Genomic DNA, 16,598 nt, shown 5'->3' with positions numbered 1-16,598 from the left:
CCGAGGAGATACCGATGTTCACAAACCCAGAACAATTCGCCAACGCCACCAAGACCCTGTTCGACCTGCAGGTGCAGACCTTCAATGCCCTGGCCAGCAAGGCCGTGCAGGGCGTCGAACAGGTGGTGGCGCTGAACATGGCCACCGCCAAGAATTCGATGGACAACGCGCTGGCCGCCAGCCGCCAGATGAGCCAGGCGAACGATCCGAAGGCGGCGATCGACAGCCTGCAGGCGCGCCTGCAGCCGGGCGTGCAGGATGCCCAGGCCTACGGCGAACAGCTGCGCCAGATCGTCGCCGACATCCAGAACGACTTCCAGCAGGCCGCCGACACCCATCTGGTCGAAGCGAAGAATACCCTGTCGGCGCTGATCTACGACGTCACCCAGAACGTCAAGCCGGGCCAGGAAAACGCGGTCGAGATCATCAAGGCGGCGATCGACAACGCCTTCCAGGGCTATGAACAGGTGACCATGTCGACCCGCGAAGCCATGCGCCGGGTCGAGGAGCAGGTTGCGCGCGCCACCTCGCAACTGGCCGCCGCCTCCGGCCAGGCGCCGAAGACCTGAGTCCCGCCTTTCGCGCCGTCAGCCCTTCGGCTGCGGCGCGACGCCCAGCATCTCCTCGATGTGGGCGAACGAGGCATCGTCCTTCACCACCGACCGCAGCCACACGTGCAGGGGCTGTTCGCCCCAGTGCGCGGCCTTGTCCGCCAGATAGGCGACAGGGCTGTGCGGCTCGGTGCGTCGGAAGAACTCGGCGACCTCGCGCAATTGGGCCAGGGCCTGGGCGCGCGATTGCAGCGGCCCGCCCGCGACTTCCACGCCGGCCATCGGCGCCGGTAACGCGACTGCGCCCGCGGCCGGCGCAGCGGATGCCGCCCGGCTGGCCGCGGACGGCGCCGCCCCACCCTCCTTCGCCATCGGCTTCACGAACAGCATCACGCTTTGCAGGCCGGACTTGGCGGCGCTGAAGCTCGGCCCGTCCACGCCCAGGCGCGCATCGACGCTGTGCTCGATCCGCTCGAGTACACCGGCGCAGTGCTCGCAGTCGCGCAGCAGGGCTTCGTAGAAGGCGGGGCTGGTGCGCGCTTTTGCGGTCTCCAGCCTGGCCAGTTCGTCGCCGCCGTGCATGCGAGCGACGTCGAAATCGCGCAGCGCATGGCCGGGCTGGCCGCCCTGGCCTTCCGTCAGCGGGATCTCGCGCAGCAGCGGTGCGACGCGCGCTGCCACCCAGGCCAGGTTGCCGATGCGCCGCTCGTGGCCGTCCTCGTCCGGCAGCGGATACAGGCCGTCCCAGTAGCGGTCGCACAGGGCCGCGATCAGGACCAGGCTGTCGGCCAGGCCGCCCAGGCCGCTGGTGCGGGCCTCGGCCTCGGCAAGCCAGACCGCCAGTTGCAGGTCCTTGCTGCGCCGTTCGATCAGCTGGGCGCACTGCTTCGCCACGAACTTCCAGTCGGCCTCCTTGAGGTCCATGACCCAGGCGCCCTGCTCGATCGACGGGTCGTCGGCCTGGCGCGCACGCACGATGTCGTCGATCTCGCGCGAAAAGGCCAGGTCCTCGCCGCAGGGCCGGCCTTCGCTCACCGGCGCCAGCAGCTTTTCCATGTTCAGCATGCTTCCCTCCTCAAGCCGGTTCGACGGCGTACTTGATCTTGCCGCCCCTGGTGGCGCCGACCTTGATCGCCCTGACCCCGCCGCCGGCCGCCATCGCCGCCAGCACGTTGTCGGCGATCTCCGGCAGCAGCGTGCCGTTCAGGATGGTGTCGACGTTGCGCGCGCCCGAATCGACCTCGGTGCAGCGCGCCAGCACGGCGGCCACCAGCGCGTCGTCGTACTGGAAGCTGGCGTTGTGGTTGGCGGCTACCCGCGCCTTGATGCGCTCCAGCTTGAGGTGGATGATGCCGGCCAGGACCTCGCCGTCGATCGGATAGAACGGCACCACCGTCAAGCGCCCGAGGAAGGCCGGCTTGAAGTGCTTCATCAGGGCGGGCCGGATCAGTTCCGACAACTGCGCCGGCGTCGGGCGCTCCGCCGCCGGCTTGTTCAGGCAGGCCTGCATGATCTGCGCGGAGGCCGCGTTCGAGGTCAGGATGATGATGGTGTTGCGGAAGTCGATCTGGCGCCCTTCGGCATCGTCCAGCACGCCCTTGTCGAAGACCTGGAAGAACAGTTCGAGCACGTCGCCGTGGGCCTTCTCCACTTCGTCGAGCAGCACCACGCTGTAGGGATTGCGGCGCACCGCCTCGGTCAGCACCCCGCCCTCGCCATAGCCGACATAGCCCGGCGGCGAGCCCTTCAGGCCGGACACGCTGTGCGCTTCCTGGTATTCGCTCATATTGATGCTGACCAGCTTGCGCTCGCCGCCATACAGCAGGTCGGCCAGGGCCAGTGCGGTCTCGGTCTTGCCGACGCCCGAGCTGCCGACGAACAGGAACACGCCCTTCGGCTTGTTCGGGTCTTCGAGGTTGGCGCGCGCGGTGCGCACGCGCTGGGCGACGATGCCGCTGGCGTGACCCTGGCCGAGGATGCGCTCGTCCAGCATGCCCTGCAGGTTCATCACGGTGCGGATCTCGTCCTTCACCATGCGGCCCAGCGGGATGCCGGTCCAGCCGGCGACGATGCCGGCCACCGTGTGGCCATCCACCTGCAGCGGCACCAGCGGCGTCTCGCCCTGCAGGGTGCGCAGCTGCTTGACCAGCGCCTGCAGCGCCGGGCTGTCGCTGGACTGCCCGGCTTCCAGGCGCGCGCGCATGGCGTGGATGTCGGCCGACAATGCCTGCTCGCGGTCCCACTGGCTGCGCAGGCGTTCCTGCTCCTTCAGGCCGGCCTCGCGTTCGGCGCGCAGTTCCTTCAGCAGGGCCGCGTGATCGGCGCCGCCGCTTTCCTCGCGCACCAGCGCTTTGACGCGGGCATCCAGGCGCTCGACGCCGCGGGTCGCTTCCTCCAGCGCCGCCGGCGTCGCCTTCTGGCCGAGAGCCACCTTGGCGCAGGCGGTATCGAGTACGCTGATCGCCTTGTCCGGCAGCTGGCGACCGCTGATGTAGCGGTGCGACAGCCGTACCGCTTCGCGGATCGCCTCGTCGAAGATGCGCACGCCGAAGTGGCGCTCCATCAACGGCGCCATCGCGCGCAGCATGGCGCAGGCGGTGTCTTCGTCCGGCTCCTCGACCTTCACCACCTGGAAGCGGCGCGCCAGTGCGGCGTCCTTCTCGAAATACTTCTTGTACTCGCTCCAGGTGGTGGCGGCGATGGTGCGCAGTTCGCCGCGCGCCAGCGCGGGTTTGAGCAGGTTGGCCGCGTCGTTCTGGCCGGCCGCGCCGCCCGCCCCGATCATGGTGTGGGCCTCGTCGATGAACAGGATGACCGGATGCAGGCTTTTGCCGACCTCCTCGATCACGTTCTTCAGGCGGTTCTCGAATTCGCCCTTGACGCTGGCGCCGGCCTGCAGCAGGCCCATGTCGAGGGTGTGGATCTCCACGCCGCGCAGCACGTCGGGCACCTCGCCTTCGGCGATGCGCAGGGCCAGGCCTTCGACCACGGCGGTCTTGCCGACGCCGGCCTCGCCGGTCAGGATCGGGTTGTTCTGGCGCCGCCGCATCAGGATGTCGATCACTTGCCGGATCTCGGCATCGCGCCCGATCACCGGATCGACCTTGCCGTCGCGCGCACGCGCCGTCAGGCAGGTCGTGTACTGGTCGAGCGCCGGCGTGCGGCCCGGCGCACCCGATTGCAATTCGCCGACCGGATCGCCGCCGCCCGCGGCCTGCGGGGCCGGCGCCTGGAACAGCGCCGGCGCCTCGCAGGAAGCGCGCGTGAGCTCGTCGAAATCATGCTTCAGGCGGTCCAGCGGGAACGCCATGAAGCAGCCGGACGCACGCTGCGCGAGCTGGGCCAGGCCCGGTTCGGCCAGCAGCGCCAGCAGCAGGTGGCCGCTGCGGATGCGCTGTTCCTGGCCGGGCGCCGGCTGGCCCAGCGAGGCGATCAGCCAGGCGTGTTCGAACAGGACCGGCAGATGACGCGAGAACACCGGCGTGCGGCCGCTGCCGCCGGGCAGGCGCTCGACTTCCTTGCGCAGGTCGGTTTCCAGGGCCGTCAGGCTGATGCCGGCGGCGCGCGCGGCCACCACGAAGTCGCTGGCCGGCTGCTCCAGCAAGGCCAGGAACAGGTGCTCGATGTCGACCTCGTACTGGCCGAAGCCGACGCAGATGCCGGCCGCACGCGTGGCCGCCGCCCGGGTGGTGTCGTTCAGCTTGCCGATCAGGGTCTTCAGATTGATGTCCATCGTCTTTTCCTTTCGTTCGCGATTTCGTAGCGCAGGCTCGAAGGCTGGAGTACGGCGTTGAAGTTGACGGGCTCGATGCCGTCCGCCACCTGCAGCGTGGCGTGGATGACGAAGTTGAGGCGGTTCACGCCGCCGGCGTCGCGCTCGAGCGTGGCGCTGACGTTCTTCAGGCGCGGCTCGTGGCGTTCGATCGCGTCCTTCAGGCTGGCGCAGATGGCGGCACGGTCCTCGCTGCTGGACAGGCAGAAGCCGGCAAAGTCGACCAGGCCGTAATTCAGGATCGAGGAACGGGTCTCGGGGAAGGCGTCGAAACGCCCCGGCGGGAAGCCGAGGCGGGTGTTGAGCAGGGCTTCGATGTCGCGCGCCAGGCTGTCCTTGAGCTGTTCGATGCCGAGGCGGGACGCGCCGCCGGCATCGGGCATCAGGCGGTCCAGCAGGCCGGGGACGAAGGCGGTCATGACTCCTCCAAAAAAGACCGCGGCACGAGGCCGCGGCAAGCGCGCTGGCAACGGAGCGCGGCAATCACGTGGGTGTCAGGCCACCTTGTTCGAGGACAGGTCCCAGCCGCCGGAGGTATTGCCGCCGGCGCCGCCGCCGATCTTCTGCTGGGTGTACTTCCACTTCACCTTCGAGAACTTCAGGCCGACGTTCTCGTGCATGAAATCGCCTTCCGACACGCCCGGCTGGATCGAGCCGATCAACACGTTCTCGAGTTCGATCTCGAAGTACTTGACCCGTTCGCCCTGGCCGTCCGCGCGCATGAACTCGATCTTGGCCTTGGGGATGGTCTTGCCGGACGAGCAGGTCTGCAGCAGCACCGGCGAGGCCAGGTCGGCAAGCTTGGTGATCGCGATCTCGGAATGCTCGCAGCGCTCGGCGGTGTGGCCGCCGCCGGTCGACGAGGTCGCCGATTTCGGCTGGATCACGCCCCAGTTCACCGATTTGCACTCGATCCAGTCCTTGTGCTTGTCGTCCGCCGATTCGCCCTTGATGCCGTCAATTTGCAGGTACACGTCAATTGCCATCTTTTACTCCATTTTCTGGTTGGTGGATGAATCAGGATTTGGTCGATTGCGGTAACTCCGCGACCAGTCGGAGCGAAACGGACAGCTCGTCGAGCTGGAAATGGGGACGCAGGAAGGACACCGCGCGGTAGACGCCCGGCCGGCCCGGCACCTCCGCCACCTGCACGCTGGCTTCGCGCAGCGGGAACTGGGCCTTCTGCTCCTGGCTGGCGTTATCGTCCAGCAGCACGTACTGGGTCAGCCAGCGGTTCAGGTAATCCTCGACGTTGGAGGCGGCCGCGAAGCTGCCGATCTTGTCTCGCATCATGGCCTTCATGTAGTGGGCGATGCGCGAGACCGCGAAGATGTACTGCAGCTGCGAGGACAGCAGCGCGTTGGCGTTGGCGGCGTCGTTGGCGTACTTGCGCGGTTTCTGGGCCGACTGGGCGCCGAAGAAGGCAGCGTAGGAAGTGTTCTTGCAGTGGACCAGCGAGATGAAGCCGAGGTCCGACAGCTCCTTTTCGCGGCGGTCGGTGATCGCCAGCTCGGTCGGGCACTTCAGCGCGACCTCGCCCTCGTCGGTCTTGAAGGTATGGGTCGGCAGGTTCTCGACCAGGCCGCCGCCCTCGACGCCGCGGATCGCCGCGCACCAGCCAAAGTCCTCGAAGGCCTTGGTCAGCTTGGTGGCGAAGGCGTAGGCGGCGTTACACCACAGGTATTTCTGGTGGTCGCTGCCGTCCACGTCCTCGACGAAGTTGAAGCCTTCGGTGGCCATGCCGTCCATCGGGTTGTACGGCAGGCGGCCGAGGAAGCGCGGCAGGGTCAGGCCGACGTAGCGCGAATCCTCGGACTCGCGGAAGGCCTTCCACTTCGCGTATTCGACGGTGTCGAAGATCTTGGCCAGGTCGCGCGGCCTGCCGAGATCGCCGAAGCTCTCGATGCCGAACAGTTCCGGCGCGCTGGAGGTGATGAAGGGCGCGTGGCTGGCCGCGGCCACGTGCGACATCTGCTCCAGGAAGTAGATGTCTTCGGGCTGGCGGCTGATCTCGAAATCGCCGATCAGGGCGCCGTAGGGCGCGCCGCCGAAGGTGCCGAATTCCTCTTCGTAGATCTTCTTGAACAGGCTGCTCTGGTCGAACTCCAGGGCCGACTGGAAGTCCTTCACCAGTTCGCGCTTGGTCGCGTTCAGCATGCGGATCTGCAGGTTGGTACTGGTCGAGGTGTTTCGGACCAGGTAGTTCAGGCCGGTCCAGCTGCGCTCGAGCTTCTGGAACTCGGGCGCGTGCATGATGGCGGACAGCTGGCTCGAGATCATGCGGTCCAGCTCCGCCAGGCGGGCGTCGATGGTCGCCGACAGGTTGCTGGAGATGACCATGGTGCCCTCCATTACCTGGGTCACCAGTTCCGAGATGATGTCGCGCGCGCGTTCGTGCTCGCTGCTGGACTTCGCCACCCGGCTCTGCTCGACGATCTGGTCGAGCAGGCCGGTGTCCAGTTCGAGTGCGCCGGCTGCCTCGGCGCCGGCCGCCGTTTCCAGGATCGCTGCCATTATTTCTCCTCCCTGGTCTTGCGCAGGCTGTCCAGCTTTTCGGTGTTGGTCAGCACGTCGTTCAGGATGTCTTCCAGCTTGTCGTTCCCGGCCAGCTTGTTGCGCAGGTCGGCCAGCTTGCTGCGCGCGTCCAGCAGGCCCTTGAGCGGCGCCACCTGCTGCACCACCGACTCCGGCCGGAAATCGGCCATCTCGCGGAATTGCAGGCTGACCGCGAACTCGCCGCCTTCCGGCGACAGGTGGTTCTCGACGCGGAAGTTGGCGACCGGGGCGACCGCGTTCAGCACTTCATCGAAGTTGTCGGCGTCGACGTTGACGAAGTTGCGGTCCTTCAGGCGCTTCTTGGCCGCGTCCGGGTCGCTGCCGAAGTCGCCCAGCACGCCGACCACGAAGGGCAACTCCTTGTTCTCGATGGCGTCGCCGATCTCGACGTCGTAGGTCATCTGCACGCGCGGCGCGCGCACTTTCTGCAGGCGTTTCTGCACGCTTTCGTTCTTGGGCATGTGGGCTCCAGGCAGGTGAAGGATGTGCGGGCGGGCGGCTACTTGAGCGCGCCGAACGGGTCGTTGCTGGCGGGGCGCGGCGAGGACGGGGACGCGATCACCTTCCTGCCCGGCGCATCCTTGGGCCGCGCCGCGGCGGGACGGCCGCCGTTCGCCACCAGCACTTCCTCGCCCAGGCTGGTGCGCAGCAGCTTGGCCAGTTCCTGGGCCTCGGTGCGCACGTTGCCGCTCAGGTTGTTCTTCTGGCTCAGGTCGGCCAACGCCTTGCTGGTCACGCGCAGGCCGCTGACGGCGACGATGCTGTTGGCCAGGGTGTCGTCCGGATCGCGTTCCAGCGCTTCCAGGGCGTTGACGATGGCTTCGCCGTAGTCGGTGCTGTCGAAGCGCATCTGGGCCATCCTGACCCACGGCGTCTTGTCCGTCGGGAAGGCGCTGCCGGCGCTCTTCAGCAATGCATAGGCCTTGTCGTTCTGGCCGGCCATCACGGCGGCATCGACTTCGGCCATCGCGGCCGTCATGGTCGGCGCCGCTTTCGGGGTGCTGGCTACCTGGCCGGTGCCGGCGCAAGCGGACAGGATCGCAACACAGACTAGACTCGGCATCAAGCGTTGGAACTTCATCTGGCTCTCCCTAGGTGAAATCAAGCGCCATTATTGGCGCGAGGTTTCGTCAAAGAATTGCGTGACGTCAACTCCAGCTTTCCCGGCCCTTGCGCCTGGTCGAAGCTACGCTTGCGCCCGCTCAGCGCATGCGGATGGCGTTCCCGTTAAATGTCGCTGTCGGTCCATTTACCAAAGGCAAGCTCACGCCATGGCTCCTGTTCGCATCCCTTCTTCTGCCTCTGGATTGCTCGCTTGCCTGCTGTTGGCAGGCTGCGCCGGCGGCCCCGGGCCGCTGCCGGCCGGCCTGCTCGAAACGGCCGGCCTTCGCAAGCCGCCGCCCCTGCCCGAGGCCCAGCTCCCGCCGCGCAAGGTGGCGCTGCGGCTGCATGCCGCCAAACGCCTGAACCTCGACCCGCGCGGCCAGCCGCTGGCCCTGTTGGTGCGGATCTACAAGCTGCGCCAGCGCACTGCCTTCGATCAGGCGCCCTATTCCGCCTTCCTGTCACCGCAGGCCGAGCGCGAGGCCCTGGGCGCCGACCTGCTCGACGTGCGCGAACTGACCCTGGTGCCGGGCCAGCAGCTCGAGCTCGACGACAAGCTGGCGCGCGAGGCCGGCTGGCTCGGCGTGGTGGCGCTCTTCCATTCGCCGCAACCGCAGGGCTGGCGCCTGGCCTTCGCTGCGGCCGAGGCGGAACAGGGCGGCGTGACGATCGGCCTGCATGCCTGCGCGATGAGCGCCAGCGCGGCCGGCGCGGCCAAGCCCTTGCAGCTTGTCCGATGTCAATGAAGTCTGTGTGGTTTCCCCCAAGCTAGAGATTTGTGACATACCCGCAGGAGGCATCCGTGAAACTACCGTCGAAGGTCTTGTGGGGCGAGGGGCTGTTCCTGCGCCCCCAGCATTTCCAGCAGCAGGACCGCTACCACGAAGCGCGCCTAAACGACACCGCCAACGCCCTGCATCCCTACTGCTGGGGCGTACGCAAGCTGGTGATCGACCTCGATGCACTCAAGGCCGACACCCTGCGCATCACCGAGCTGTCGCTGATCTTCCCCGACGGCGAAATCCTGCACGCGCCCGACCGCGACGCCCTGCCGCCCCAGGTGCGCCTTGGCGAATTGGCGGGGTCGAACCAGACCCTTGCCTTCCACGCCGCCCTGCCGGCCCTGAAGGACCACGGCGAAAACTGCGCGGCGCGCGGCGAATCGCGCGCCGATACCCGCTTCGGCCAGCACGAACACGACACCTTCGACCTGTTCACCGACGCCGCCAGCGCGCCGGTCGCCTACCTGAGCCGCAGCCTGCGCGTGGTGTCGGAGCTGGAGCCGCTCGAAGCCTACGAGACCATCCCGCTGGTGCGCCTTCGCCGCCTCGCCACCGGCGGCTTCGAGATCGACCATGCCTTCGTGCCGCCCAGCCTGTCGATCGAAGGCGCGCCCGGGCTGCACGGCATGCTGACGCGCCTGATGGAGAAATTGCTGGCCAAGGTGAATGCGCTGTACGGCCACTATCGCGAGCCGAGCAAGAACGTGGTCGAACTGCGCGGCGGCGATGTCGCCTCGTTCTGGCTGCTGCACACGGTGAGCAGCGGCTATGCCTCGCTGACCCACTTCCTGGCGCACCGCGACCTGCATCCCGAACGCCTGTTCCAGGAGCTGCTGACCCTGGCCGGTGGCCTGATGACCTTCTCGCGCAGCAGCAGGCTGGAAGACCTGCCGGCCTATGTGCACCAGGATCCGGGACCGGCCTTCGCGCGCCTGGACGCCGTCCTGCGCGAGCTGCTGGATACCGTGATCTCGTCGAAGTACTTCTCGATCGCGCTGAGCAACGAGCGCCCGTCCTACCACCTGGGCGCCCTCGACTCCGGCAAGATCAACGCCCAGACCACCTTGTTCCTGGGTGTGGCGGCCGACATGGCGGCCCTGCAGCTGGTCGAGATCGTACCGCTGCGCTTCAAGATCGGCGCGCCGGAAGACGTCGACAAGCTGGTGCTGTCGGCCATGCCCGGCGTGCGCCTGGTGCATGCGCCGCAGGTGCCGAGCGCGCTGCCGGTGCGTCCCGACACCTGCTACTTCGTGCTGGAAAACCGCGGCGTGCTGTACAAGAGCATGCTCAAAGCCCAGGCGATCTCGATCTATGTGCCGAACGGGATCCGCGACCTCAAACTCGAACTCATCGGAATCGCAGCATGAGCCAACACGTCGAACGGCGCGCCGCGCCATCCCAGGCCGGCGGCCGCAATGCCGCCGGCAGCACCCCGACCTCCCTGGTCGACCTCATGTACGAGGGCTTCTACGCCCTGTTCCTGCTGAAGAACGGCTGCGGCCCGCACGACAAGACCGCCTTCGCCGACCACATGACGCGCTTCCTCGGCGACGTCGACCGCAACGCCAAGGCGCTCGGCGTGCCGGCCGACGACGTCACCGCGGCCAAGTATGCCTTCTGCGCGGCGGTCGACGAGATCATCCTGCGCTCCGACTACGAGATCCGCGAAGCCTGGGAGACCCGCCCTCTGCAGCTGCGCCTGTTCGGCGACCAGCTCGCCGGCGAACACTTCTTCCAGCGCCTCGAGGACCTGCGCGCCAAGGGCGCCGTCCACCTGCAGGCGCTGGAGGTCTTCCACGTCTGCCTGCTGCTCGGCTTCGAAGGACGCTTCGCGCTGGATGGCCGCGACAAGCTGAACTACCTGACCGCCCGCCTGGGCGACGAGATCGCCCGCATGCGCGGAAAAAGCCGCGGCTTCGCCCCGCACGCCGAGCGCCCCGACCAGATCGTCCACAAGCTGGGCAGCGATTTGTCGCTGTGGGCCCTGTCGATGGTGTTCGCGCTGGTGACGCTGGGCGGCTACCTCGGCTTCCGCACGGCGCTGGCGCACGAGACCGACCAGGCGCTGGCCAGCTACAACGACCTGGTGAAGCTGCCGCCAAGGTCGGCGAATGTGACGATCACCTTGCCCTGAAATTCTGAAATTCGGGGTCAGAGCACATTTTCGATCAATTGATCTACAAGCAAACTGCGGCAATGCGCGCCCTCAGATAGCGCTCTGTTACGCGAGCGCTTTCTCGGGAGCTATTGCCAGGAAAAGTGCTCTGACCCCGAATTTGAGTTCGGGATTACTGCGCGACCTTGAACTCGATCCGCCGGTTGCGGGCCCGTCCCTCGGGCGTGCGGTTGTCCGCCACCGGCCGGTCCGGGCCTTCGCCGGATACCGAGACCATCTCCGGATTCACGCCGCGGCCGGCCACGTAAGCCTTCACCGCTTCGGCGCGGGCCTGGCTGAGGGAGAGGTTGCCGGCGCGCGAGCCGGCGTTGTCGGTGTGGCCGATCACCTCGACCTTCTTGTCCTTCAGGCGCAGCAGGGCCACGCTCATCTGGTCGAGGATGTTCTTGCCGCTGTCGGTCAGCGCCGCCTTGCCCGACTCAAATTCGATGATGCGGTCGGCCAGGGCAGCGTCCAGCATGCCCTGCTCCGACACCGCCACCCGCAGGCCGTTGTTGACGGTGTAGCCGGGATCGAGGTTCAGCGCCAGCTCGCTGGCGATCTGCTGCTTCTGCGCCTCGCTGGCGACGTCGCCGCGCAGGCTGACGCTGGTGCCGTCGATCTGCAGCTGGCCGCGCGTGACCAGCTTCAGGTTCGGGCCGATCAGGCGGGCGACGTGCTCGTCCCAGTTCGGCGGCGCCGCGACCCGGCCCACCGCCAGCTGGTCGACCACGCGCTCGGCGCCGTAGACGGCACGCAGGCGCGCCAGCAGCGCGGCCTTGCTGGTATCGTCGGCGACCATGCCGGATACCACGATCGGCGCAGCGGCGGCAGCAGAGGCAGCGGTGCCATCGGCGAGGACAGGCGCCGCGGCCAGGCCGGCGGCGGCAATCAGCAATGTCGGTAAGAGCTTCACGTGGCGGCTCCGATGAACGTCTTGAGGAACAGTTCGCGCGCCAGGCGCAGCGGCAGCATCGGCTGCTCGAGGTAGCTGGCCAGCGCGCGCACGTCGATGTCGATGCCCAGTTGCTCGTCGATCCAGCCGTTGTCGGTCAGCTGGACCTGCTGCTCGCGGCCGGCGAGCGGATCGATGATGCCGTGCAGGGTCTCGGCGGCGGCGCCACCGAAGCCGATCACCAGCGCCGGCCGCTCGGCCACCGTGGTGACGAACAGCACCAGGTCGAAGGCGGTGCGGCGAATGAAGGGCGTCACCAGCTCCAGCCAGAAGGCCGCGATCCGGTAGCGGGCCTCGAGGCGCGAAGGCAGCGGCAGCACCAGGCATTTTTGCAGGGCCGCCGGCCGGCTGTGCATGACCGGCTGCAGCAGCAGGCCGAGGCCGAGGATCAGGCGGCTGGCGCCGAGTTCCAGCTCCCCGGACAGCGAACTGACCGTCGCCGTGGCCAGGAAGTCGGTCAGCTGCGCCTCGTATTCGCCGAGGCCGACCGCGGCATCGGCGATCGCATGCAGGTGCGGGCCGGGGTCCCCGCTGCCGACCACCCGCGGCGCCATCGATCCCAGGAAGTCCCACAGCGGCCCGAAGGCCAGCGGGCAGCGCGCGACGAAGGCGGCCGGATCGGGCACCTCGACGGTGCGCATGGTCAGAAAGGGAAAGCGGCGCCCGGAGCGGTCGTGGCTGGCCACCAGGTGGCCGGCGATCGCGTGACGCCGGCTCGGCCCGACGAAAGCGAAGCTGACCGGCGGCGAAGCGTCGTAGTACAGCTTCCAGCGCGCGTCGTCGGGCAGGCGGGTCATGACCTGGGCCAGCCAGTCGTCGAGCATGCCCAGCACCGGCTGGTCGTCGGCGACCTTGACAAAGTCGCTGCGCGCCGGGATCTTGCCGAAGTAGCCGATCCGCGCCGAAGCCGCCGTGCGCGTCATTGCGCCGCTCCGGCCAGTTGCGGAGCACCCGCCGCGGCGGTGGCGGCGGCCCGGCCGACCACGCTTTCGGGCAGGCGCAGGCCGTTGAAGCCGCGGCTGGCCTGGGCGTCGCCGCTGCTGGCGGGGCTGCTGACCAACTTGAGCGTGACTCCCACCGTCGTATTGCCAGAGGTCCAGCGCAGCTCGCCCACGCCGCGCTCCAGCTTCTTCGTGACGGCAGCGGCCATCAGCTTGTTCAGACCTTGCTCGCCCGGCTCGTTGAATAGTTCGACCGTACGCCCATCGAAGGTCACGGCGGTGACCCTGGCCCCGCTCGCCCCCTGCGGCCCCGGATGCACCATATTCACCCAGGCCGGCGGCGTGTTCCGATAGCGCAGCTGTTGCCCGTCGATCTCGATGGTGTACTCGGTCACGCCCGGCGCCGTCATCGGCAGCAACTGGAACACGGTCTGCGGACCGCCGCCGGTGGCCACGCCGTTGGCGGACAGCGGCGCCACCCAGCCGGGAAAGCCGCTCACCACCTGCGGCGCGAGGGTCACGCCGATGTCGGCCCAGGTGCGGCTGGAGAGAACGTCGCCGCGCCGCACCACCAGCGGCCCCATGGTCGTGGCCACGAACTTGGCCACCGCGCCTTCGGGCCCGAACACCTGGCCGATCTCGCCCGCCCCGGCCTGCATCTGGGCGCCCGGCGAGAACGGGGATTTGCCGGCCAGGTTCTTCTGGAAGGGTTCGAGGACCTGGGCCTGCCAGGTCTTGTTGATCTCGGATTCGGACGGCAGCACGATCATCGCGAAGGTCTGCACCAGCGGCCGCACCAGCAGCGGACGCAGCATCTGCTTTTGCGCATCCGTCATCCCGGTCAGCATCTGCTCGTCGACGTACTTGAGGGCGTCGGCCAGTTCGGAGCCGTTGCCTTCCAGGGTCTGCTGCATCAGCTGCTTGGCGCCGGGACCGGGATCGCCCTGGTTCTTCAGCTGGTTCAGGCGCGAGCGCAGCTTCGACAGCGCGTCCAGGTAGCCGGTCATCAGCGACGCGTCCTTCTCCTTCACGCCGACCAGGCGGGCGACGCCGGCGAACTCGCGCCCGACCGCTCCGGCGGCAGGCGTCGCACCGACCTGCAGCGGGCCGGCAGCGTCGGCCAGCTGGCGCGCCTCGCTCGGCGCCTGGCGCAGGATCACCTCACGGAACCAGGCCGCCAGGCCGCGTTTGAGCTTGGCCTGGTTGACGCGCGCCTGGTTGGGATCGTCCCAGGAGGTCTCGTCGTAGACCGTCTTGAGGACCTTGGCCAGCGGCGAGGTCTGCGGATCGCCGAGGCGATTCATGGCCTGCACGCTGGCCTCGAAGCCATTCAGGTCGGCGATCGTCACGCCCTGCACGAACTTGCTCCACTCGCGCGCATAGTCGGCCTTGTACAGGTCGATCAGGGTCTTCTGGATCTGCTCCGGGCTGCCTTCCAGCGTGAGGTCGTCCTTGGCGACGCTCTTGAGCACCCAGTCGGTGCTCTGCAGCTCGCGATTGGACGCTTCGCGGATCGCGCCGATCACGAATTTTTCCCAGGCGTCGCGGGTAAAGGCGCCGGGTACCGCATGGCTGCCGACCACCAGCGCCTGGTCCTGCTCGCCGACGATGCGCGCCACCGTCACCGCCGGGAACCTCGTCGCGGCGCGGGTGCGGATGTCGGCGTAGACGCGCTCGCGCGCCGGGGAGCCGCGCACCACGCGGCGCAGGTTCTCGCGCGCGCTGTCCAGCAGGCTGAGCTTGGGCGTGATCTGCGGCCAGGCCGGGTCGCCGATATGCGAAAGGTGGAAGGTCATCAGGCGCTCGGCGCTGCGGATCATCTGCTCCTTCGGCATGGCGCCGCGGTTGGCTTGCAGCCACACGCGCCAGTAGCGGGTCAACTGGTCGTTCAGGTGGCCGGGCTCGGCGCGGCTTTTGTCAAGCAGCATCAGGTAGGTCTTCAAGGCGTTGTAGGCATCGCCGACATTGGTGGCCGAGACGTCCTGGTAGGGCTGGCCGGGTTTCGCCGCGGGCGCCGCCTGCGCGTTCGGATCGAGCTGGGAAGCGTTGGCATTCATCTCGGCCAGCAGCGACTCCAGCGCCCCGGCCACCGGCTGCACCATCACTTCGCGCACGCCGGCAAAGTATTCGTCGCGCAGCTTGCGTTCCAGGGTCGCGCCCTGGAACAGGCCGAAGGACAGCGCCCAGGGCTGGTCCTCGCGGTATTTTTCCAGCTGCTCGATGCGGTCCTGCAGGATGTCCAGCGCCTCCAGGCGCGACTGCAGGTCGCCGCGGCGGGCCTGCAGCTTGCCGACCTTGTCGAGATCGGCCTGGACATTGGCCACCAGCTGTCGGTTGCCCATGTACGACCAGCTCCAGCCGCCCAGCGCGCAGCCCAGCAGCACGGTGGCGGCGAAGAAGGCCGCGTATTTCAGGCGCGCGGAGGCCGGGCTGGTATAGCGCTTGACCAGGTCCTTGTCGGCGAAGATCACCTTGCGGAACAGCTCGAGCAGGAAGAAGCCCGACTGCTCCTCCTGCTGCGCGCCCTTCTGCTCGCCGGGCTTCAGTTGCAGGTCGAAACGGCTGGCGACGCGGCGCGAAGACAGGTTCTCGACCACACCCTCCTGCAGCGCGCTGGTGAAGTAGAAACCGCGCATCACCGGCTTGAACTGCCAGGTGTTCTCTTCGAACAGGGTGGCGAGGAAGGCGCGCAGGTGGGGCTTGAGCGAGGCGAATTCGAGCGGGAAGGTGAAGACGCCGGGGCGCATGGCGGCGCTGCGGTTGCCGGCCATGGTGGCCAGGCTCATTTCCTTCAGGCCGTCGTACAGCTCGTCGAAGTGCGCATCGAAGAAGGCCAGCACGTCCTGCGGCGTGGCGCGCCGGTTGTAGCGCTGGGTCGCGCCCCATGCGCGGTCGCGCTCGGCGCGGTCGGCCTCGTGGAAGAAGTCGCCGAAACCGGCGATCAGGTCGGCCTTGGTGAACACCACGTAGACAGGCGCGTGCACGCCCAGGTGCTCGGTCAATTCCTGGACCCGCGTGCGCAGGCTCTTGGCCAGCTCGATCGAGGCTTCGGACGAACCGCCGGCCAGCTCGGCGACGCTGACGGCGATGATGATGCCGTTGATCGGCGCGCGCCGGCGGTGACGCCGCAACAGGTCGAGGAAGCTGAACCACTCGGCGCGGTCGGCTTCGTAGACGGAATAGCGGCCGGCGGTATCGAGCAGGATGCCGTCGGTGGTGAAGAACCAGTCGCAGTTGCGGGTGCCGCCCACGCCCTGCACCGCCTTGCTGCCGGGGATGGGGAAGGTCAGGCCGGAATGCTTGATGGCGCTGCTCTTGCCCGCCGCCGGGTTCCCGATGATCATGTACCAGGGCAGCTCGTAGAGGGCCTGGGCGCCGCGCGTCAGACCCAGCTTCGAGGTCTTGATGGTGTTGATCGCCTCCAGCATGCCCTTGCGCAGCACCTGGGCATCGTCGCGCCGGGGCTTGTCGCCCTCCGCGACGATGGCCTCGCTCAGGCGGGCGGCGGCGCGCTTGCGCAGCCAGCTGCGCACCAGCCACCAGATGCCCCAGGCGGCCAGCAGGAGCAGGCCGGCCAGCACGGCCCAGATGGCCGCCACTTCGAGGGATTCCGCGCCGAGCAGGAGGAAACCGGCGAGCGCTGCGATGCCGATCACGGCCATTACGCGGCGGTTGGTAAGAAACTGCCAGAGTCGGGCCATAGTGGGTTCGGTTCAGAGTTTGAAAGAATGCCACAGGGAATGTTGGCACTATTTCCGCGCCGATCTTTGAGTTGAAACAAT

The 16,598-nt window shown here is 67.8% G+C and carries 14 protein-coding genes; 4 read left to right on the top strand and 10 right to left on the bottom strand.

Annotated elements, in window-relative coordinates:
* The first annotated feature begins 14 nt into the window (after positions 1 to 14).
* Positions 15 to 569: a phasin family protein gene (locus AC1DOQ_RS07595; RefSeq protein WP_477361801.1), complete on the top strand. Its 555-nt coding sequence runs from the start codon at positions 15 to 17 to the stop codon at positions 567 to 569.
* A gap of 18 nt (positions 570 to 587) precedes the next feature.
* On the opposite strand, the gene tssA is transcribed toward AC1DOQ_RS07595, so the two are convergent.
* The 7 genes from tssA to AC1DOQ_RS07560 all read right to left on the bottom strand — a co-directional run bounded on the left by tssA (position 588) and on the right by AC1DOQ_RS07560 (position 7,960).
* Complete coding sequence (gene tssA / locus AC1DOQ_RS07590) at positions 588 to 1,616, bottom strand: type VI secretion system protein TssA (RefSeq protein WP_477361798.1); 1,029 nt, start codon at positions 1,614 to 1,616, stop codon at positions 588 to 590.
* Positions 1,617 to 1,626: 10 nt separating this feature from the next.
* Positions 1,627 to 4,284 carry a type VI secretion system ATPase TssH gene (gene tssH, locus AC1DOQ_RS07585; protein WP_477361796.1) on the bottom strand — a complete coding sequence of 886 codons (2,658 nt, stop codon included), beginning with the start codon at positions 4,282 to 4,284 and terminating at the stop codon, positions 1,627 to 1,629.
* Positions 4,269 to 4,742, bottom strand: a complete 474-nt coding sequence (gene tssE / locus AC1DOQ_RS07580; RefSeq protein WP_477361794.1) for a type VI secretion system baseplate subunit TssE — start codon at positions 4,740 to 4,742, stop codon at positions 4,269 to 4,271. Before tssE ends, tssH begins: the two co-directional genes overlap by 16 nt.
* Before the next feature lie 75 nt (positions 4,743 to 4,817).
* Positions 4,818 to 5,309, bottom strand: a complete 492-nt coding sequence (locus tag AC1DOQ_RS07575) for an Hcp family type VI secretion system effector (protein WP_477361792.1) — start codon at positions 5,307 to 5,309, stop codon at positions 4,818 to 4,820.
* Between the two features lie 31 nt (positions 5,310 to 5,340).
* Positions 5,341 to 6,837, bottom strand: a complete 1,497-nt coding sequence (gene tssC, locus AC1DOQ_RS07570; protein ID WP_477361790.1) for a type VI secretion system contractile sheath large subunit — start codon at positions 6,835 to 6,837, stop codon at positions 5,341 to 5,343.
* Positions 6,837 to 7,340 (bottom strand): type VI secretion system contractile sheath small subunit, encoded by a 504-nt coding sequence (gene tssB / locus AC1DOQ_RS07565; protein ID WP_477361788.1) that lies wholly within the window; start codon positions 7,338 to 7,340, stop codon positions 6,837 to 6,839. The genes tssC and tssB overlap by 1 nt, the downstream gene beginning before the upstream one ends.
* 38 nt (positions 7,341 to 7,378) lie before the next feature.
* The gene (locus AC1DOQ_RS07560; protein WP_477361786.1) at positions 7,379 to 7,960 is read right to left on the bottom strand and encodes a tetratricopeptide repeat protein; all 582 of its coding nucleotides are present in this window, start codon (positions 7,958 to 7,960) and stop codon (positions 7,379 to 7,381) included.
* A gap of 190 nt (positions 7,961 to 8,150) precedes the next feature.
* On the opposite strand from AC1DOQ_RS07560, the gene tssJ reads away from it, so the two are divergent.
* The 3 genes from tssJ to icmH are packed head-to-tail and all read left to right on the top strand — an operon-like array spanning position 8,151 to position 10,899.
* Positions 8,151 to 8,729, top strand: coding sequence for a type VI secretion system lipoprotein TssJ (gene tssJ / locus AC1DOQ_RS07555; RefSeq protein WP_477361784.1), 579 nt, complete (start codon positions 8,151 to 8,153; stop codon positions 8,727 to 8,729).
* A 56-nt stretch (positions 8,730 to 8,785) separates the two neighbouring features.
* Entirely contained in the window at positions 8,786 to 10,132 is a 1,347-nt protein-coding gene (gene tssK / locus AC1DOQ_RS07550; RefSeq protein ID WP_477361782.1) for a type VI secretion system baseplate subunit TssK, read from the top strand.
* Complete coding sequence (icmH, locus tag AC1DOQ_RS07545) at positions 10,129 to 10,899, top strand: type IVB secretion system protein IcmH/DotU (protein ID WP_477361780.1); 771 nt, start codon at positions 10,129 to 10,131, stop codon at positions 10,897 to 10,899. The genes tssK and icmH overlap by 4 nt, the downstream gene beginning before the upstream one ends.
* A gap of 154 nt (positions 10,900 to 11,053) precedes the next feature.
* On the opposite strand, the gene AC1DOQ_RS07540 is transcribed toward icmH, so the two are convergent.
* The 3 genes from AC1DOQ_RS07540 to tssM are packed head-to-tail and all read right to left on the bottom strand — an operon-like array spanning position 11,054 to position 16,517.
* Positions 11,054 to 11,836 (bottom strand): OmpA family protein, encoded by a 783-nt coding sequence (locus AC1DOQ_RS07540; RefSeq protein WP_477361778.1) that lies wholly within the window; start codon positions 11,834 to 11,836, stop codon positions 11,054 to 11,056.
* Positions 11,833 to 12,798 (bottom strand): type VI secretion system-associated protein TagF, encoded by a 966-nt coding sequence (gene tagF / locus AC1DOQ_RS07535; protein ID WP_477361776.1) that lies wholly within the window; start codon positions 12,796 to 12,798, stop codon positions 11,833 to 11,835. Before tagF ends, AC1DOQ_RS07540 begins: the two co-directional genes overlap by 4 nt.
* Positions 12,795 to 16,517 (bottom strand): type VI secretion system membrane subunit TssM, encoded by a 3,723-nt coding sequence (gene tssM / locus AC1DOQ_RS07530; RefSeq protein WP_477361774.1) that lies wholly within the window; start codon positions 16,515 to 16,517, stop codon positions 12,795 to 12,797. Before tssM ends, tagF begins: the two co-directional genes overlap by 4 nt.
* Between the last annotated feature and the right edge of the window lie 81 nt (positions 16,518 to 16,598).

It is taken from the genome of Massilia sp. 01N417, assembly GCF_056399645.1.
Note: the sequence above shows the minus strand (reverse complement) of the source record. Positions and strands in the feature narration are given on the sequence as shown.